Source organism: Streptomyces sp. NPDC030296, assembly GCF_055572815.1.
In genome coordinates, this window is the sequence record NZ_JBVICQ010000001.1 from 559,575 (window position 1) to 578,891 (window position 19,317).

15 protein-coding genes are annotated in these 19,317 nt (G+C 73.0%); 9 read left to right on the top strand and 6 right to left on the bottom strand.

Features of this window, described 5'->3' with window-relative positions:
- Positions 1-103: 103 nt before the first annotated feature.
- Complete coding sequence (locus tag ACZ4Z3_RS02360; protein WP_468499271.1) at positions 104-1,141, bottom strand: alpha/beta fold hydrolase; 1,038 nt, start codon at positions 1,139-1,141, stop codon at positions 104-106.
- 86 nt (positions 1,142-1,227) lie between these two features.
- Here ACZ4Z3_RS02360 and ACZ4Z3_RS02365 point away from each other — a divergent pair, with 86 nt between their 5' ends.
- Both ACZ4Z3_RS02365 and ACZ4Z3_RS02370 read left to right on the top strand, forming a co-directional pair.
- Positions 1,228-1,842, top strand: a complete 615-nt coding sequence (locus ACZ4Z3_RS02365; RefSeq protein WP_468499272.1) for a TetR/AcrR family transcriptional regulator — start codon at positions 1,228-1,230, stop codon at positions 1,840-1,842.
- 114 nt (positions 1,843-1,956) lie between these two features.
- Positions 1,957-3,432: an FG-GAP-like repeat-containing protein gene (locus ACZ4Z3_RS02370; protein WP_468499273.1), complete on the top strand. Its 1,476-nt coding sequence runs from the start codon at positions 1,957-1,959 to the stop codon at positions 3,430-3,432.
- Positions 3,433-3,554: 122 nt separating this feature from the next.
- Here the strand turns inward: ACZ4Z3_RS02370 and ACZ4Z3_RS02375 are convergent, their stop codons facing one another.
- Together ACZ4Z3_RS02375 and speB are read right to left on the bottom strand one after the other, a co-directional pair.
- Positions 3,555-5,246, bottom strand: a complete 1,692-nt coding sequence (locus ACZ4Z3_RS02375; RefSeq protein WP_468499274.1) for a thiamine pyrophosphate-binding protein — start codon at positions 5,244-5,246, stop codon at positions 3,555-3,557.
- Between the two features lie 34 nt (positions 5,247-5,280).
- A complete protein-coding gene (speB, locus tag ACZ4Z3_RS02380; RefSeq protein WP_468499275.1) occupies positions 5,281-6,282 on the bottom strand; it encodes an agmatinase in 1,002 nt (333 codons plus the stop codon).
- 186 nt (positions 6,283-6,468) lie between these two features.
- Between speB and ACZ4Z3_RS02385 the strand changes: the two genes are divergently transcribed.
- Positions 6,469-8,112, top strand: a complete 1,644-nt coding sequence (locus ACZ4Z3_RS02385) for a helix-turn-helix domain-containing protein (protein ID WP_468499276.1) — start codon at positions 6,469-6,471, stop codon at positions 8,110-8,112.
- Positions 8,113-8,208: 96 nt separating this feature from the next.
- A complete protein-coding gene (locus tag ACZ4Z3_RS02390; protein WP_468499277.1) occupies positions 8,209-9,003 on the top strand; it encodes a phosphatase in 795 nt (264 codons plus the stop codon).
- Positions 9,004-9,055: 52 nt separating this feature from the next.
- Here ACZ4Z3_RS02390 and ACZ4Z3_RS02395 read toward each other — a convergent pair whose 3' ends face one another.
- The 3 genes from ACZ4Z3_RS02395 to ACZ4Z3_RS02405 all read right to left on the bottom strand — a co-directional run bounded on the left by ACZ4Z3_RS02395 (position 9,056) and on the right by ACZ4Z3_RS02405 (position 12,266).
- Entirely contained in the window at positions 9,056-9,934 is an 879-nt protein-coding gene (locus tag ACZ4Z3_RS02395) for an acyl-CoA thioesterase (protein WP_468499278.1), read from the bottom strand.
- 35 nt (positions 9,935-9,969) lie between these two features.
- Positions 9,970-11,127, bottom strand: a complete 1,158-nt coding sequence (locus tag ACZ4Z3_RS02400) for an acyl-CoA dehydrogenase family protein (RefSeq protein WP_099964685.1) — start codon at positions 11,125-11,127, stop codon at positions 9,970-9,972.
- Between the two features lie 359 nt (positions 11,128-11,486).
- Entirely contained in the window at positions 11,487-12,266 is a 780-nt protein-coding gene (locus ACZ4Z3_RS02405; RefSeq protein ID WP_468499279.1) for a TetR/AcrR family transcriptional regulator, read from the bottom strand.
- A gap of 87 nt (positions 12,267-12,353) precedes the next feature.
- Between ACZ4Z3_RS02405 and ACZ4Z3_RS02410 the strand changes: the two genes are divergently transcribed.
- The 5 genes from ACZ4Z3_RS02410 (at position 12,354) to ACZ4Z3_RS02430 (ending at position 19,308) form a co-directional block, all read left to right on the top strand.
- Positions 12,354-13,970, top strand: coding sequence for a carboxyl transferase domain-containing protein (locus ACZ4Z3_RS02410; protein WP_055539598.1), 1,617 nt, complete (start codon positions 12,354-12,356; stop codon positions 13,968-13,970).
- Positions 13,971-13,990: 20 nt separating this feature from the next.
- Positions 13,991-15,937 (top strand): acetyl/propionyl/methylcrotonyl-CoA carboxylase subunit alpha, encoded by a 1,947-nt coding sequence (locus ACZ4Z3_RS02415; RefSeq protein WP_468499527.1) that lies wholly within the window; start codon positions 13,991-13,993, stop codon positions 15,935-15,937.
- Between the two features lie 53 nt (positions 15,938-15,990).
- Positions 15,991-16,920 carry a hydroxymethylglutaryl-CoA lyase gene (locus tag ACZ4Z3_RS02420; RefSeq protein ID WP_468499528.1) on the top strand — a complete coding sequence of 310 codons (930 nt, stop codon included), beginning with the start codon at positions 15,991-15,993 and terminating at the stop codon, positions 16,918-16,920.
- A gap of 5 nt (positions 16,921-16,925) precedes the next feature.
- Positions 16,926-18,086: an acyl-CoA dehydrogenase family protein gene (locus ACZ4Z3_RS02425; RefSeq protein WP_055515746.1), complete on the top strand. Its 1,161-nt coding sequence runs from the start codon at positions 16,926-16,928 to the stop codon at positions 18,084-18,086.
- Positions 18,087-18,258: 172 nt separating this feature from the next.
- Complete coding sequence (locus ACZ4Z3_RS02430) at positions 18,259-19,308, top strand: ABC transporter substrate-binding protein (protein ID WP_468499280.1); 1,050 nt, start codon at positions 18,259-18,261, stop codon at positions 19,306-19,308.
- Positions 19,309-19,317: the final 9 nt, after the last annotated feature.

Sequence of the window (19,317 nt, forward strand, 5' to 3'; positions counted from 1 at the left end):
CGGGAGCCCGTCGCGTTGCCTGGGCCCCCGCAGGAAGCCGGTCGCGTCGAAGGCCGCCCCGGCGGAGACGACACCCGTCGCGCGGGTCCGCCCCGCCTCCTCCTCAGGCCGTGTGGCGCAGGATCTCGTCGGCGAGGCGGGCGTCCAGGGCCGGGGGCAGGGTGTGGCCCATGCCCTCGACCATGACCAGGCGGGCGCCCGGGATCGCGGCGGCGGTGGCCTCGGCGTGCGGGGGCGGGAACATCGGGTCCTCGGTGCCGTGCAGCACGAGCGTCGGCGCGGTGACGGAGGCGAGGTCCGCCGTGGAGTCGCCGCCGGCGGCCCCGGCGAGCGTGTGGTTCAACCCGGCGAGCAGATCGCGGGCCCGCGCGTACACCCGCCGCTCCATCGCCCGGTACTCCTCCTCGGGGAACGGCAGCACCCGGCCGTGCAGCACCCGCCACAGCGGCAGCCGGAGGGCGAGGTACTCCTCGGGGCCCGTGTCCGGGCCGGGGAAGGCGGAGGCGAGCGCGGCCAACAACTCCGGCGTAGGCGGCGGCAGTTCGTCGGGGGAAGGGGGCGTGCCCTCCATCGCCCGCAGGACCACGGCCGCCGTGTCCGTACCCAGAGGCTGGGACGACAGGCTCGTCAGGGTCAGCACGCGCTCGGGGGCCGTGACGGCGATCCGCTGCACGATGATCCCACCCAGCGAGGCGCCCACGAGATGCGCGCGGTCCACCTCGAACGCGTCCAGGACGGCGAGCGCGTCGGACGCCAGGTCGGCGACCGTGTACGGCCGCGTGGCGTAGTCGACGGTGGAGGAGCGGCCGGTGTCGCGGTGGTCGTACCGGACGACCCGGCGGCCCCCGTCGACGAGACGCCGCACCAGACCGTCGTTCCACTGCACGCCCTGCGCCTGGGCCCCCATGACCAGCAGCACCGTGGGGTCACCCGGGCTGCCGAACTCCTCGGCCCACAGCTCGATGCCGTCGGTGGACACGATCCGCTCCCGGCCGACCAGGTACTCGTAGGTGTTCTCCGCCATGTCCTCGGTCTCCGCCATGCGCTGGATCTCCGCCATGTCCTCGGTCTCCGCCATGCCCTCGGCCACCTCCGTCACGTTCTCGATCTCACTCTCGGTCCGGAACTCATTTTCCTGCATGGTCATTCAAGATAATGACTCGGCGCAGGCCACGCACCCGTTTTTCGAGTTGGACGCCCCGCCCTCCGCCCGGCACCCTGATCCCCATGGCCGGAGTCAAGGGACAGGTGCAGAAGCGGGGCGTGGCACGCCGGCGCGCGATGGTCGACGCGGCGATCACGCTGTTCGCGCAGCAGGGCGTGCGCGGCACGGGGGTGGCCGCCATCGCCGAGCGGGCCGGCGCCACCCCCTCCGCCCTGATCCACCACTTCGGCAGCAAGGACGGTCTCGTCCAGGCCGTCCTGGAGGAGGCGGACCGGCGCGCCCTGGAGCGGCTGTCGGTCCCCCCGGACGCCGAGCCCACCCTCGACCAGGCCTTCGATTGGTTCGTCCGGGACGCCGAGCACACCGCCGCCGCCGAACGCGAACTCGCCGCCCTGCACACCACCCTCACCGCCGAGAACCTGGAGCCGGGCTCCGCCCTGCACACCTGGTTCCGCGACCGGGGCCGGGCGCTGAGGGCCCATCTGAACGCCCTGTTCACGCGGGCGGCGGCGGACGGCACGGCCCGCGCCGACCTGGACCCGGCGGTCCTGGCGACGGAGGTGGCCGCGTTCATCGAGGGCGCCCACCTGCTGTGGCTGCTGGACCCGGACGAGGTCGATCTGACCGCCGTGCACCGCGGCTACTTCGCGGGACTGGCGGCGCGTCTGCGAACCTGACCGAAAAGCGCCCAACCCTCGTACGACCCCGCTCCCACGTACAACCACCGCCCCCTTGTTCGAGTCGCACTACCTGAGCAACAGCTCTCACGATCGACTCGAAAGGCACCGCCCATGTCCCGAGCGCCCCGAGCCACCCGACGCAGGATCAGCAGCGCCCTCCTGGCCGTACCCCTGGCCGCCTCGGTGGTGCTGACCGGCTCCGGCTCCGCGTCGGCCGCCCCGGCCTCCGTCCCGGCCTCCGACGACTTCAACGGGGACGGCTACGCCGACCTGGTCATCGGCGCGCCGGGCGCCACGGTGTCCGGCAAGGCGAAGGCCGGGTACGTGGCCGTGACGTACGGCTCGGCCACGGGGCTGTCGACGGCGAACAAGAAGATCATCAGCCGCTCGACCACCGGGATCCCCGGGGCCGCCACCCAGAACCAGTCCTTCGGCGCCTCGTTCGCCAAGGCCGACCTGGACCGCGACGGCTACGGCGACCTCGTGATCGCGGGCGGCAAGGAGGGCTCGGTGATCCTCTGGGGCTCCGCGTCCGGCCTGACCGGCGGCACGAGCATCGCCTACGGGGCCGCGCCCCAGGCGGGTGACTTCGACGGCGACGGCAAGACCGACCTTGCGCTGTTCTCCGCGCAGCGGGTCAGCGGCGACGACCCGTCGGGCGCCCCGGCCGCGCTGTGGAAGGGCCCGATCAAGCGCGACGGCAAGCCCACCGCCGTCCTGCCGCTCCTCGACAAGTCGCTGTGGTGGGGCTACTCCGAGGAAGACGCCTCCTGCGCGACCGGCGGCGGCTGCGAGGACGGCCCCTCCTCCATCACCGGCCCGGTGGTCTCCGGCGAGGTCGGCGACTTCAACGGCGACGGCCGCGACGACATCGTCCAGTGGGTCTACACCGGCGACGGCACCTGGGGGAACCGCCTGCTCATGGGCGGCGGCGCCACCGGTTTCACCCGGGGTCAGGCGCCCGGCGACACCGCGGGCGGCGACGCCGGTACGGGCGTCGGCGACGTGAACGGCGACGGTTACGACGACCTGGTGGTCGGCGCCGACGGCTGGTCCCCGAAGGGCCGTATCGCCTACGGTTCCGCCGCCGGCCTCACCGACGCGAACACCCACACCTTCGACCAGGACCTGCCGGGCTTCCCCGGCGCCGAGGAGGAGGGCGACCACATCGGATCCGCCGTGTCGGTCGCCGACGTCACGGGCGACGGTTACGCGGACGTCGCGCTCGGCATCGAGGGCGAGGACATCGGCACCATCGCCGACGCCGGTTCGGTCGCCCTGCTCCACGGAAGCGCCGCCGGGCTCACCGGCACCGGCGCCCAGGTCTTCCACCAGGACACGGCGGGCGTCCCCGGCGCGGCCGAGGCGAACGACCAGTTCGGCGCGACGACCGCGCTGCTCGACGTCGACGGCGACGGCCACCGCGACCTGGCCGCCGCGTCCACCGCCGAGAACGCCTCCAACGGCGCGGTCTGGCTCCTGCGCGGCACCGCGTCGGGCCTCACCACGAAGTCCGCCCTGGCCTTCGGCCCGAAGGACCTCTCGGCCCCGTACACGAACGCCCTGTTCGGCAGCTTCCTGCGCTGACCGGCGGGCGACCGCACGGACGGGCCGCCCGGAGCGGGAACTCCGGGCGGCCCGTCCCGGCGTGGGAACCACCCACCCGCACCCGCCGGCCGACCGCGCCGACGGGCTTCCCGCCACGCCCCCTACGCCGGTACGTGCGTGGGCGCGAACATCCGCAGCACCGCCGGGAGCACCACCACCGACGGGCCGGGTGCGGCGAGGGCCTCGGCCAGATCCTCCGCGAGGGTCTCGGGGCTCGTGCGCACTCCCGGCACCCCGAAGGACCGCGCCAGTGCCACGAAGTCCGGGCGGGTCAGCTCCGTGCCCGTGGTCTCGCCGAACGCGTCCGTCATGTACTCGCGGAGGATGCCGTAGCCGCCGTCGTCGACGATCAGCCAGGTGACGTTCAGGTCGTACTGGCGGGCCGTGGCCAGCTCGGCGACGGAGTACAGCGCGCCGCCGTCGCCGGAGACCGCGAGGACCGGGGACGTGGGGTCGGCGACGGCCGCGCCGAGGGCCGCCGGGAAGGCGTAGCCGAGGCCGCCGGAACCCTGCGCGGAGTGCATGGTGTTGGCGCCCCGTGGATCGAACGCCGACCACGCCCAGTACGCGAGGATCGTCATGTCCCAGAAGGAGGGCGCCCGGGACGGCAGGGCTCGGCGGATGGACGCCAACAGGGCCTGCTCAAGGGTGAGTTCCTGGCCGTCGATGCGTGCGCGGACCTTCGCCAGGACCTCCCGCACCCGCTCGGGCGCCGACGCGTCCTCGCGGGGCTCCCCGATCGTCTCCAGCAGCGCCTGCAACGCGAGCCGCGCGTCCGCGTGGATGCCCAGCGCGGGATGGTTCGACTCCAGCTTGCCGAGGTCCGCCTCGATCTGGACGACGCGGCCGCGGGGCTTGAACGTGTGGTAGTTCGAGGAGAGTTCGCCGAGGCCCGAGCCGACGACCAGCAGGACGTCCGCGTCCTCCAGGAAGTCCGTGGTGTGCCGGTCCTCCAGCCACGACTGGAGCGACAGCGGATGCGTCCACGGGAAGGCGCCCTTGCCGCCGAACGTGGTCACGACCGGCGCCGACAGCCGCTCCGCCAGCTGCCGCAGCTTGCCCGCCGCGTCCGCCCGTACGACTCCCCCGCCCGCGATGATCGCCGGGCGGGCGGCAGTCGCCAGCAGATGGGCGGCCACGGCCGTCAGTTCCGGGCGCGGCGGGAGCTCCTCGGGGAAGGCGTCGCCGCCCGTCACCACCGGGATCGTCGTCTCCGCGAGCAGCACGTCCTGCGGGATCTCCACCCACACCGGGCCGTGCGGGGCGGTCAGCGCCGACTCCCAGGCGGCGGCGATCGCCGACGGGATCTGCGACTGCGTACGGACGGTGTGGACGGACTTGACGACACCCCGGAACGAGGCCGACTGGTCGGGGAGTTCGTGCAGATAGCCGTGGCGGCCGCCGCCCAGGCCCGCCGTCGGGATCTGGCTGCTGACGGCGAGGACCGGCGCCGACGCCGCGGCGGCCTCCTGGAGCGCGGCCAGCGACGTCAGCGCGCCGGGGCCCGTCGACAGCAGCAGCGGCGCGGCCTCGCCGGTGATCCGGCCGTACGCGTCCGCCGCGAACCCGGCGTTGTTCTCCACGCGCAGGCCGACGTACCGCAGGTCGGAGCGGCGCAGCGCGTCGAACAGGCCGAGGGCGTGCTGGCCGGGCAGTCCGAACACCGTCGTCGCGCCGAGCCCGGCCAGCGTCTCCACGACCAGGTCCCCGCCGGTGCGGCCGGGCGGCGGGTTCAGCGCGGCCTCCCGCTGGGCGGCCGTCGGGCGGAGTACCAGGTCGTGGTCGTGGGTCACTGCGCTGCCTTCTCCTCGTGGTCCCTGCCGCGGATCACCCGGCCGGGTTCCCCCCGCGGGCGTCGGCGATCTGGCGGGACATGATCGTGGTGAGTTCGTACGCCGTGTGCGAGGCGGCCACCGCGGTGATCTCGGCGTGATCGTACGCGGGCGCCACCTCGACGACATCGGCGGAGACCAGGTTGCAGGAGGCCAGGCCGCGCAGGATCTCCAGGAGCTCCCGCGAGGTCATGCCGCCCGCCTCCGGGGTGCCGGTGCCGGGCGCGTGCGCCGGGTCGAGGCAGTCGATGTCGATGGAGATGTACAGCGGGCGGTCGCCGATGCGCTGGCGCAGCTGGTCGGCGACCTCGTCCGCGCCGCGCCGGTAGATGTCGGCGGACGTGACGATCCCGAAGCCCATCTTCTCGTCGTCGGTGAGGTCCTGCTTGCCGTACAGCGGGCCGCGGGTGCCCACGTGGGAGAGGGCCGAGGTGTCGAGGATGCCCTCCTCCACGGCCCGCCGGAACGGGGTGCCGTGGGTGTACTCGGCGCCGAAGTAGGTGTCCCAGGTGTCGAGGTGCGCGTCGAAGTGGAGCAGCGCGACCGGGCCGTGCTTCTTGGCGACGGAGCGGAGCAGCGGCAGCGCGATGGTGTGGTCGCCGCCGAGGGTCATCAGCCGGGCCCCGCTGTCGAGCAGCTCGTCGGCGGCCGCCTCGACGGTCTCGACGGCCTCGTTGATGTTGAACGGGTTGGCGGCGATGTCACCGGCGTCCGCGACCTGGGCGAGGGCGAACGGCGAGGCGTCCTGGGCCGGGTTGTAGGGGCGCAGCAGCCGGGACGCCTCACGGATGGCGTTGCCGCCGAAGCGGGCGCCCGGCCGGTAGGAGACACCCGAGTCGAACGGCACGCCCACGACCGCGACGTCGGCCCGTCCGCCGACCTCGTCCAGACGCGGCAGCCGGGCGAAGGTCGCGGGGCCGGCGTACCGGGGGATGCGGGAGGAGTCGACGGGACCGCGGGGCCGGCCGTCGGCTGCCGGGTTCTCGTTGCTGCTCATGGTGCGTGCTCTCCAGGAGGTGGATGCCGGTACGGGCGGATGGACACCGGTACGTGCGGGCGGGTGCGGGGGCGCGTGGGTGCGTGCGGTGCGGGTGGGCGTGGGTGCGTGCGGGTGCGTGCCTCGACAGTAGGTCGCCGGGAAGCGGCTGCGAAGTGTACGTTTCATCCACTGGAGCCGTTCCGGATGGAGGGAACGCACATCATGTCGGACGCGGCGGTCCCGGCCGTGCCGCCCACCCCTCCCGTGCCCCTCGCCGCCCTCCTCGCCCGCGAGGACCTGGGGCTGCGGCAGATCGCGGGCCCGACCGGCAGCGGCGCGGTGATCCACGGGGCGCACACCTCGGAGCTGTCCGACCCCCATCCGTACCTGCTCGGCGGCGAACTGCTGCTGACGGCGGGCGTCCACATCCCGGAGGCCGCGGCGGGGGCGGACGCCCGAGGGGTCACGACAGGGGCGGACACCCCGGAGGCCGCCGGTTCCGGCGCGTACTTCGACGCGTACGTCTCCCGGATCGTCGCGGCGGGCGGCGCGGCCCTCGGCTTCGGCCTCGCCCCGGTCCACGACTCGGTCCCGAGGGCCCTGGTGGCCGCCTGCGACACCCACGGGCTGCCCCTTGTGGAGGTCCCGCCGCGCACGACGTTCTCCGGGGTCGCACGAGCGGTCTGGCAGTTGATGGCACGGGCGAGACACGCCGAGCTCCGCCGCGTCACGGAGGCCCAGCAGAGCCTCGCCGCGGCCGCGTCCCGCCCGGACCCGGTCCGAGGGGTCCTGCGCCAACTGGCCCGCCGCGTCGAGGGCCGCGCGGTCCTGTACGGCCCGGAGGGCACGGAACTGGCGGCCTTCGGCCGCGACCCAGGGGAGGCGATCACCCGAGCCCTGGCCGCACTGGCAGCGGTGGTGCACCCCCACCCCCCAAAAGGCGCGGGGAACCGCGCGACCAGCCACAACGCACCCGCGGCCGCCCCGTCACAGCAACCCCCCGAGCTCTCCCCGCGCGCCCTGACCCCCACCTCCGCCACGGACACCGTCGCCGGCACCCACCTCACCGCCCACGCCCTCGGCTCACCGCCCCGCTTCGCCCTCGCCGTCGCCACCCCCCACCGCGACCCCGGCACCCACACCATCACCTCCGTCGCCGCCGTGCTCCTCTCCCTCCTCACCGGCGAGCAGCGGAGCGGGGGCGGCACCGGGGCGGCCCGTGTGTCCGCCCTGGTGCGGCTGCTGCTCGGCGCGGCCCCGCAGGACGTCGCGCCCCTGCTGGACGGCGCCGAGGCGTGGCTGGTCGTGCACGCCCGCCCCACCGACGACGCGGCCTCACCCGACCCCCTGATGGCCGCCGCGCTCGGCGCGGCCCTCGGCTCCGCGCTGGTGGACACGCACGGCGACGTCGTACGCGTCCTGGTCCCCGCCGGCCGCGAGGTCACCGCCCAGCCTGGCTGGACGTGCGGGGTGAGCGCGCCGGCGGGCCCGGAGGCGTGGCCGTCCGCGGACGCGCAGGCCGCCCGTGCGCTGGCCCGGGCGCGGGCCACCCGGACGGCGCTGGTGCGGCACGGGTCCCGTACCGCGCTCGCCGATCTCGTGCCGGCGGAGGACGCCACGGCCCACGCCCGCACGCTGCTGGCGCCGCTCGCCGGCTCCCCGGCGCTCGTGGAGACCCTGCGGACCTGGCTGTCGTTGCACGGGAGTTGGGACCGTACGGCCGTCGCGCTGGCCGTGCACCGCAACACGGTCCGCCAACGGGTGAGCCGCTGCGCCGCGTTGCTGGAGGCGGACCTGGACGACCCGGACGTACGGATGGAGTTGTGGTTCGCGCTGCGCCAGGAGTGAACCGGCGGGGCGAACGACCGGCCGACGCAGAGTGACGCGGGTCGCAGCGGACGGTACGCCCGCGACTGAAGCAGTTGTCTGCCTCACAATGGACGCATGCCGATACCCGGGACCCCCAGCCGCGCCGAGCTCGTCGAACACCTCGTAAGGACGCGTATCGCGGGCGACGTCGCCACGCCGCGCGAGAACAACCTCTCCCACTACCGCGAACTGGCCAACGGCAACCGCCACTACTGGCTCGGGCTGGAGCTCGGCGACCGCTGGAGCGACGAGCAGGACGTCCTGGCCGTGATGGCCGAGCGCGTCGGCGTGAACGACGACCCCGGGTACCGCTACGGCCAGGACACCATCGACCCCGATCTGACGGTCGACGCGCTGGAGCGCATGGCGGCCCGGCTGCGCAAGGCGGCGGAGGGCGGGCAGCGCGTCCTGTTCGCCACCGGCCACCCCGGCGGTCTGCTGCATGTGCACCACGAGACGGCGCGGGCGCTGCGCGCGGCGGGCTGCGAGATCGTCGTGATCCCGGACGGGCTCCAGACGGACGAGGGGTACGTGATGCAGTTCGCGGACGTGGCCGTCCTGGAGCACGGCGCCACCCTCTGGCACACCCACTCGCCCGAGCCGATGCGGGCGATCCTGCGCGGTCTGGAGGGCGCCGGCCGGCCGCTGCCCGACCTGGTGGTCGCCGACCACGGCTGGGCGGGCTGCGCGGGCCAGCTCGGCATCGACTCCGTCGGCTACGCGGACTGCAACGACCCGGCCCTCTTCCTGGGCGAGGCCGAGGGCACCCTCCAGGTCGCGGTCCCCCTCGACGACCACGTGGTCAGCCCGCGCTACTACGACCCGATGACGGCGTACCTGCTGGAACAGGCGGGGCTGAAGGAGAGCTAAGGCCGGCGGGCGGAGAGCCGGGCGGGCCGGTGCGGAGGGCGGCCCCTCGGCCTCAGGGCGTCTTCGGGCGCGGGACGCGGACGACGCCCTCCTGGATCACGGAGATCGCGAGCCGGCCGTCACGGGTGTAGATGCGGCCCTGGCCGAGGCCGCGCCCGCCCGACGCGGACGGCGACTCCTGGTCGTACAGCAGCCACTCGTCGGCGCGGAACGGCCGGTGGAACCACATCGCGTGGTCCAGCGACGCCCCGACGACGTCGCCGACGGCCCAGCCGCCGCGCCCGTGCGCGAGCAGGATGGAGTCCAGGAGCGTCATGTCGGAGACGTAGGTCGCGAGCACGACGTGCAGCAGGGGGTCGTCGTCGATCTTGCCGTTGGCGCGGAACCACACCTGGGAGCCGGGTTCGCGGGGCTCGCCGTAGCGGCCGAAGGGCGGGTCGTCGACATAGCGCAGGTCGACGGCGGCCCGCGCCTCCAGCATCTTCTCGACGACGGCCGGGTCGAGGCCGTACGCCGGGAGCCGTTCCTCGGCGGTGGGCAGCGTCTCCGGGTCGGGCGCGGACGGCATCGGGGCCTGGTGTTCGAGGCCCTCCTCCCACCGCTGGAACGACGCCGACAGCGCGAAGATCGGCTGCCCGTGCTGGACGGCGACGACGCGGCGCGCGGTGAAGGAACGGCCGTCGTTCATGCGGTCGACCGTGTAGACGATGGGCGCGCCGGGGTCGCCGGTGCGCAGGAAGTACGCGTGGAGGGAGTGGGGCAGCCGGTCCTCGGGGACCGTCCGCCCCGCGGCGACGAGCGCCTGTGCCGCGACCTGCCCGCCGAAGACGCGCGGGACGATGGCGGGCCTGGACCGGCCGCGGAAGATGTTCTCCTCGATCTGCTCCAGGTCGAGCAGATCGAGGAGATCCATAAGTGGTGCCTGACTCATGGGGTCAGTTGTACTGGACGGTAATTGCCGGGACCTTACAGCCCCATGTCCTTCGCGATGATCGACTTCATGATCTCGCTGGTGCCGCCGTAGATGCGGTTGACGCGGTTGTCCGCGTACAGGCGGGCGATCGGGTACTCGTTCATGAAGCCGTAGCCGCCGTGCAGCTGGAGGCAGCGGTCGATGACGCGGTGCGCGACCTCGGTGGTGAACAGCTTGGCGCTGGCGGCCTCGGCCGGGGTCAGCTCACCGGCGTCGAGGGCCTCCGTGGCGCGGTCGACGACGGCCTCGGCTGCGTCCACCTCGGCCTGGCAGGCGGCCAGCTCGAACTTGGTGTTCTGGAAAGCGGCGACGGGCTGGCCGAAGACGACGCGCTCCTGCACGTACTGCTTGGCGAACCGGATCGCGGCCTTGGCCTGGGCGTAGGCGCCGTAGGCGATGCCCCAGCGCTCGGAGGCGAGGTTGTGACCGAGGTAGTAGAAGCCCTTGTTCTCCTCGCCGAGGAGGTCCTCGACGGGGACCTTGACGTCGACGAACGCCAGCTCGGCGGTGTCGGAGGTCTTCAGGCCGAGCTTGTCGAGCTTGCGGCCGACCGAGTAGCCCTCGGCCTTGGTGTCCACGACGAACAGGGAGATGCCGTGGCGGCGGTCCTCCTTGGTCGGGGCGGCCGTGCGGGCGCACACGATCATGCGGTCGGCGTGCACACCGCCGGTGATGAAGGTCTTGGCGCCGTTGAGGACGTAGTGCGTGCCGTCCTCGCTGAGCTTGGCGGTGGTGCGCATGCCCGCGAGGTCGGAGCCGGTGCCCGGCTCGGTCATCGCGATCGCCCACATCTCCTCGCCGGAGACGAACTTGGGCAGGTACCGCTTCTTCTGCTCGTCGTTGGCCAGCATCTTGATGTACGGCAGGCCGAGCAGCACGTGCACGCCGGAGCCGCCGAAGGTGATGCCGGCGCGGGCGGTCTCCTCGTAGAGGACGGCCTCGAACTTGTACGAGTCGATGCCGGCGCCGCCGTACTCCTCGTCCACGCGGATGCCGAAGACGCCCAGCTCGGCGAGCTTGTAGTAGAAGTCGCGCGGCGCCTGGCCCGCGGCCAGCCACTCGTCGTAGACGGGGACGACCTCGGCCTCGATGAAGGCACGCAGGGTCTCCCGGAACGCCTCGTGATCCTCGTTGAACACCGTACGGCGCACGGCCGACCCCTTTCTGCGCCCGAACCGGCGCCACTCTCACCCACATGGCTGCAAGCCGTCGTCGTCCGGGGCCGACGCCCGGACTCCGCTTGGCTAAGCGCTTGCTCAGACCCAACCGTACCGGCGAGTACGAACAGCCGTCCAGAGAGGAAAGGGGGTAACGCTCGTCACGCCGGACGCCCTGGGGCCGGCCCTCACACGGGCACCCCTCGCGCCCCGGCTCACCGCCAGGGGCACGGGGAACTGCGCGACCGGCCACGGACGGCCCTCGCCAGTGAGGGGCGGCCGCGCCCCACGGCGACCGGCTTTCACCGACGGCCCGTGAGGGGCGGCCGCTCAGGAGCCGTTCTCCGGTCGGCTCAGCCGGCGGCGCCCGCCGCCGCGAAGGCTCCCCGGGCCATCCGGTGCAGCAGCTCCGCCGTGGCCGTGCGGCCCGGCAGGGAACCCGGGCGGCCGAGGTGGGGGGTGGAGTTCAGGAGGCCGAAGACCGAGTGGACGGCCGAGCGGGCGGCGGGCTCGGCGAGGGCGGGGTAGACCTCGCGGAGCACCTCGACCCACAGTTCGACGTACTGCCGCTGGAGCTGGCGCACCAGCTTGCGGTCGCTGTCACGGAGGCGGTCCAGCTCACGGTCGTGCAGGGTGATGAGGGGACGGTCGTCGAGGGCGAAGTCGATGTGCCCCTCGATGAGCGAGTCGAGCAACGCCTCGGAATCCCGCCGGCTCCCGCCTCCGTCCACCCGTACACCGACGGGACCCCCGACGGCCTGCGCACCACCGGCACCGTCGGCCGCCACCGCGCCACCGGCGGCGGCACCACCAGCGCCACCGGCCCGCCCGGCGATCCCGGCACCCCCCGCGCTCCTGGCACCCCCGGCTCCCCGACCACCGCCCACCGAGCCGTCCGTCTCGGCGATCCTGCGCTTCGCACCCGTCAGCAGCCGGCCGCTGATGCCGACCAGCAGCTCGGCGAGCATCGCGTCCTTGCCGGCGAAGTGGCGGTAGAGGCCGGGGCCGCTGATGCCGACGGCGGCGCCTATCTCGTCGACGCCGACACCGTGGAAACCTCGCTCGGCGAACAGTCGGGCGGCCTCCTTGAGGATCTGCTCGCGGCGGGTGGGGGCGTCGGTTCTGGTGGCCATGGAGCCAATTCTAGACAGGGAGGTTAGCGGTCGTTAACCTGGAGGAAATGCGTTAACGCTCATTAACAAAGGTGAGGGGACCGCACGATGGACCAGGCACCGGAGCTCACGACCGCGGTGGACCCCGCGGCGGAGTCGTTTCGGGCCAATGAGGCCGCGCACCGCGCCCTCGGCGAGGAGCTGCGCGCCCGGCTGGCCGCCGCCCGCCTCGGCGGCGGCGAGAAGGCGCGCGCCCGGCACACCGCCCGCGGCAAGCTGCTGCCGAGGGACCGGGTCGACACCCTCCTGGACCCGGGCTCGCCCTTCCTGGAGCTGGCCCCCCTCGCCGCCGACGGCATGTACGACGGACAGGCGCCGGCGGCCGGGGTGATCGCCGGGATCGGCCGGGTCAGCGGCCGTGAGTGCGTGATCGTGGCCAACGACGCCACGGTCAAGGGCGGCACGTACTACCCGATGACGGTGAAGAAGCACCTGAGGGCCCAGGAGGTGGCGCTGGAGAACCGCCTCCCCTGCCTCTACCTCGTCGACTCCGGCGGCGCCTTCCTGCCCATGCAGGACGAGGTCTTCCCCGACCGCGAGCACTTCGGCCGGATCTTCTACAACCAGGCCCGGATGTCGGGCGCGGGCATCCCGCAGATCGCGGCCGTCCTCGGTTCGTGCACGGCGGGCGGCGCGTACGTCCCGGCGATGAGCGACGAGGCCGTGATCGTCCGCAACCAGGGGACGATCTTCCTCGGCGGTCCGCCGCTGGTGAAGGCCGCCACCGGCGAGGTCGTCACCGCGGAGGAGCTGGGCGGCGGCGAGGTGCACTCCCGGGTCTCCGGGGTCACCGACCACCTCGCCGAGGACGACGCGCACGCGCTGCGGATAGTGCGCACGATCGTCTCCACGCTCCCCTCGCGGGGCCCGCTCCCCTGGTCGGTGGAGCCGGCCGTCGAGCCCAAGGTGGACCCGTACACGCTGTACGGGGCGGTGCCGGTCGACTCGCGCACCCCGTACGACGTACGGGAGGTCATCGCACGCGTGGTCGACGGCTCGCGCTTCGCCGAGTTCAAGGCGGAGTTCGGCCAGACCCTCGTCACCGGCTTCGCCCGGATCCACGGCCACCCGGTGGGGATCGTCGCCAACAACGGCATCCTGTTCTCGGAGTCGGCCCAGAAGGGCGCCCACTTCATCGAGCTGTGCGACCAGCGCGGCATCCCGCTGGTGTTCCTGCAGAACATCTCCGGCTTCATGGTCGGCCGGGACTACGAGGCCGGCGGCATCGCCAAGCACGGCGCCAAGATGGTGACGGCCGTGGCCTGCACCCGTGTCCCCAAGCTGACGGTCGTCGTCGGCGGTTCGTACGGCGCCGGCAACTACTCGATGTGCGGCCGGGCCTACTCGCCGCGCTTCCTGTGGATGTGGCCCAACGCCAAGATCTCGGTGATGGGCGGCGAGCAGGCCGCGTCCGTGCTGGCGACCGTGAAGCGGGACCAGCTGGAGGCGCGCGGCGAGCAGTGGCCTCTGGAGGACGAGGAGTCCTTCAAGGACCCGATCCGCGCCCAGTACGAGCGCCAGGGGAACGCCTACTACGCCACCGCCCGCCTCTGGGACGACGGCGTGATCGACCCGCTGGACACCCGCCAGGTCCTGGGCCTCGCCCTGACCGCCTGCGCCAACGCGCCGCTGGGTGACCCCCAGTTCGGCGTCTTCCGGATGTGAGGGGGCTTGTGAACGTGAGCATGTTCGACACGGTGCTGGTGGCCAACCGGGGCGAGATCGCCGTCCGCGTCATCCGCACCCTCCGCGCCCTCGGCGTCCGCTCGGTCGCGGTGTACTCCGACGCGGACGCCGACGCCCGGCACGTACGGGAGGCCGACACGGCGGTACGGATCGGTCCCGCGCCCGCGGCCGAGAGCTATCTGTCGGTCGAGCGCCTGCTGGAGGCGGCGGCCCGCTCGGGCGCGCAGGCGGTGCACCCGGGGTACGGCTTCCTCGCGGAGAACGCCGGGTTCGCGCGGGCGTGCGCGGAGGCGGGGCTCGTCTTCATCGGGCCGCCCGCCGACGCCATCTCCCTCATGGGCGACAAGATCCGCGCCAAGGAGACCGTCCGGGCGGCCGGGGTGCCGGTGGTCCCCGGCTCCAGCGGCAGCGGTCTGACCGACGCCGAACTCGCCGAGGCGGCGCGGGAGATCGGGATGCCGGTGCTGCTGAAGCCCAGCGCGGGCGGCGGCGGCAAGGGCATGCGGCTGGTGCGTGACGAGGCGGCGCTCGCCGACGAGATCGCCGCCGCCCGGCGCGAGGCCCGCGCCTCCTTCGGCGACGACACCCTGCTCGTGGAGCGGTGGATCGACCGCCCCCGGCACATCGAGATCCAGGTCCTGGCCGACAACCACGGGCACGTGATCCACCTCGGCGAGCGCGAGTGCTCCCTCCAGCGCCGCCACCAGAAGGTCATCGAGGAGGCGCCCAGCGTCCTGCTCGACGAGGCCACCCGTGCCGCGATGGGCGAGGCGGCGGTCCAGGCGGCCCGCTCCTGCGGCTACTCCGGCGCGGGCACGGTCGAGTTCATCGTCCCCGGCGGCGACCCGTCGTCGTACTACTTCATGGAGATGAACACCCGCCTCCAGGTGGAGCACCCGGTGACCGAGCTGGTCACGGGTGTCGACCTGGTGGAGTGGCAGCTGCGGGTCGCGGCGGGCGAGCGGCTCGGCCTCACGCAGGACGACATCCGGCTGACGGGGCACGCCGTGGAGGCCCGGATCTGCGCCGAGGACCCCTCGCGCGGCTTCCTGCCCTCCGGCGGCACGATCCTGCGGCTGCGCGAACCGCAGGGCGACGGCGTCCGCACGGACTCCGGCCTCACCGAGGGCACGGAGGTCGGTTCGCTGTACGACCCGATGCTCTCCAAGGTCATCGCGTACGGCCCCGACCGGCCCACCGCGCTGCGCCGGCTCCGGGCCGCCCTCGCCGGGACGGTCACCCTGGGCGTCCAGACGAACGCCGGGTTCCTGCGGCGGCTGCTGGCGCATCCGGCGGTGGTCGCGGGCGACCTGGACACGGGCCTGGTCGAGCGGGAGGTCGACGGGCTCGTACCGGACGGGGTGCCCGAGGCCGTGTACGAGGCGGCGGCGGCCGTACGGCTCGACGCGCTGACGCCGCGCGGCGAGGGCTGGACGGACCCCTTCTCGGTGCCGAACGGCTGGCGCCTGGGCGGTGAGACCGTTCCGCCGGCCTTCGACCTGCGGGTGCCGGGCCTCGAACCCGTCACCCACCGCCCGCTGGGCACCCACACCGTCACCGGCGACCGGGTCACCGTGGCCCTGGACGGCGTCCGTCACACCTTCCACCACGCCGGGGGCTGGCTCGGCCGGGACGGCGACGCCTGGCACGTACGGGACCACGACCGGGTGGCCGCCGCCCTCACCGGCGCGGCCCACGGGGGCGCGGACTCGCTGACGGCGCCGATGCCCGGCACGGTCACCGTGGTGAAGGTGGCCGTCGGCGACGAGGTGAGCGCCGGTCAGAGTCTGCTGGTGGTGGAGGCGATGAAGATGGAGCACGTCATCTCCGCGCCGCACGCCGGGACCGTCACCGAGCTGGACGTGGCGCCGGGCGCGACCGTCGCCATGGACCAGGTGCTGGCGGTCGTCGCCCCGCACGAGCAGGACGAGGAGGCCGCGCGATGACCTCACCGGACAGCACGCGCGCGGCCGCGGCGGCTTCCGCCCTGGGCCTGCCGATGACCGTGCCCGCACCGGCCGCCGACGGGCTCCCGGCACGGGTCCGCATCCACGAGGTGGGCGCCCGTGACGGCCTGCAGAACGAGAAGGCGACCGTCCCGACGGAGGTGAAGGCCGAGTTCGTCCGCCGCCTGGCCGACGCGGGGCTGACGACGATCGAGGCGACGAGCTTCGTACACCCCAAGTGGGTGCCGCAGCTCGCCGACGCCGAGGCGCTGTTCCCGCAGGTCTCAGATCTGCCGGTGGACCTGCCGGTCCTGGTGCCCAACGAGCGGGGTCTCGACCGGGCCCTGGCGCTGGGCGCCCGCCGGGTGGCCGTCTTCGCCAGCGCCACCGAGTCCTTCGCCAAGGCCAACCTCAACCGCACGGTCGACGAGGCGCTGGCCATGTTCGACCCGGTGGTGACCCGGGCGAAGGCCGGCGGCGTGCACGTCCGGGGCTATCTCTCCATGTGCTTCGGCGACCCCTGGGAGGGCCCGGTGCCAGTCCCGCAGGTCGTCCGGGTCTGCCGGGCCCTGCTCGACATGGGCTGCGACGAGCTGAGCCTCGGCGACACCATCGGCGTCGCCACGCCGGGCCATGTGCAGGCGCTGCTCACCGCGCTGAACGAGGCGGGGGTGCCGACCCCGGCCCTCGGTGTCCACTTCCACGACACCTACGGCCAGGCCCTTGCCAACACCCTCGCGGCGCTGCGGCACGGCGTCACGACCGTCGACGCCTCCGCCGGCGGCCTCGGCGGCTGCCCCTACGCGAAGAGCGCCACCGGCAACCTCGCCACGGAGGACCTCGTGTGGATGCTGCGGGGTCTCGGCATCGACACCGGCGTCGACCTCGGCCGTCTCGTCGCCACCAGCGCGTGGATGGCCGACCACCTGGGCCGACCCAGCCCGTCCCGCACCGTACGAGCCCTCTCCCACAAGGAGCAGTGAGTTTCATGGACCACCACCTCTCTCCCGAACTGGAAGAACTCCGCCGTACGGTCGAGGAGTTCGCGCACGAGGTCGTCGCACCGAAGATCGGCGACTTCTACGAGCGCCATGAGTTCCCGTACGAGATCGTGCGCGAGATGGGCCGTATGGGCCTGTTCGGGCTGCCGTTCCCGGAGGAGTACGGCGGTATGGGCGGCGACTACCTGGCGCTCGGTATCGCCCTGGAGGAACTGGCGCGGGTGGACTCGTCCGTGGCCATCACCCTGGAGGCGGGGGTGTCCCTGGGCGCCATGCCGATTCATCTGTTCGGCACGCCGGCCCAGAAGGAGGAGTGGCTGCCGCGGCTGTGCTCCGGGGAGATCCTGGGCGCGTTCGGCCTCACCGAACCGGACGGCGGCTCGGACGCGGGCGCGACCCGGACGACGGCCCGGCTGGACGAGGACACCAACGAGTGGGTGATCAACGGCAGCAAGTGCTTCATCACCAACTCGGGCACCGACATCACGGGCCTCGTCACGGTCACGGCGGTGACCGGCCGCACCCCGGAGGGCAAGCCGCTGATCTCCTCCATCATCGTCCCGTCCGGCACCCCGGGCTTCACGGTGGCGGCCCCGTACTCGAAGGTCGGCTGGAACGCCTCCGACACCCGTGAGCTGTCCTTCTCCGACGTCCGGGTCCCGGCCGAGAACCTCCTCGGCGAACTCGGCCGCGGTTACGCGCAGTTCCTGCGCATCCTCGACGAGGGCCGGATCGCCATCTCGGCGCTCGCCACGGGGCTCGCCCAGGGCTGCGTCGACGAGTCGGTGAAGTACGCCAAGGAGCGCCATGCCTTCGGCCGGCCGATCGGCTCCAACCAGGCGATCCAGTTCAAGATCGCCGACATGGAGATGAAGGCCCACACGGCCCGCCTCGCCTGGCGGGACGCGGCCTCGCGGCTGGTCGCCGGGGAACCGTTCAAGAAGGAGGCGGCGCTGGCGAAGCTGTACTCCTCCACGGTCGCCGTCGACAACGCCCGCGACGCCACGCAGATCCACGGCGGCTACGGCTTCATGAATGAGTACCCGGTGGCCCGTATGTGGCGCGACTCCAAGATCCTGGAGATCGGCGAGGGCACGAGCGAGGTCCAACGCATGCTGATCGCCCGCGAGTTGGGGCTCGTGGGCTGACACCGCCCCGTACCGAGGAGGCCGGATCCGCCCGTTGCGGATCCGGCCTTCCGACGACTGGGTACTCGTCCGGGGCGGACCCCACCCCCTGGACAAGCAGTGAGGTTAGGCTAACCTACCTTCGAACTCGCCCTCGGGCGGCACTCCGCCCCGTTCGAAAGTAGCCATACTCATGCCCAACGCCAGCGCCGCCCACCTCACCCGCCGTGGCATCCTCGCCGCCGGTGGCGCATTCGGTCTCGGTGCCGTCCTCGCCGCCTGCGGAGACGACAAGGCGAGCGGCGGCGCCGACTCCGGCAAGGAGACGGCTGCCGCCAAGTCGGGCCCCTGGACGTTCAAGGACGACCGCGACGAGACCGTCAAGCTCGACAAGACCCCGGCGAACATCGTCGCGTTCGTGGGTGTCGCCGCCGCGCTGCACGACTACGGCATCGGCGTGAAGGGGGTCTTCGGCCCGACGAAGCTGCAGAACGGCAAGGCCGACGTCCAGGCCGGCGACCTCGACATCAGCAAGGTCACCGTCATCGGCAACGTCTGGGACGAGTTCAGCGTCGAGAAGTACGCGGCGCTCTCCCCCGACGTCCTCATCACCACGATGTTCGACGACGCGGGCACCCTCTGGTACGTGCCCGAGGCGTCCAAGGACAAGATCGCCAAGCTCGCCCCGAGCGTCGGCATCTCCGTGTACGACCGCCAGATGACCGAGCCGCTCCAGCGGGTCTACGAGCTGGCCGAGTCGCTGGGCGCGGACGTCACGTCGGAGAAGGTCACCGCGGCGAAGAAGCGGTTCGAGGACGCCGCCGCCCGGCTGCGCGCGGCCACCAAGGCGAAGCCCGACATCAAGGTGCTGGCCGGTTCCGCCAGCCAGGACATCTTCTACGTGTCCGGCTCGAACCTCTCCATCGACCTGGAGTACTTCAAGGCCCTCGGCGTGAACTTCGTCGAGCCCAGCGCCGCCGCGCTGAAGGCCAGCGGCGGCTGGTTCGAGAACCTCAGCTGGGAGAACGTCGACAAGTACGACGCGGACGTCATCATCATGGACAACCGCACGTCGGCGATCCAGCCGGACGCGATCGAAGAGGCGACCTGGAAGAAGCTGCCCGCGGTCAAGGCCGGTCAGGTCATCGGGCGCAACCCCGAGCCGATCCTGTCCTACGACAAGTGCGCGCCGCTCCTGGAGGAGCTGGCCGAGGCGATCGAGAAGGCGAAGAAGGTCAGCTGACCGGCGCGG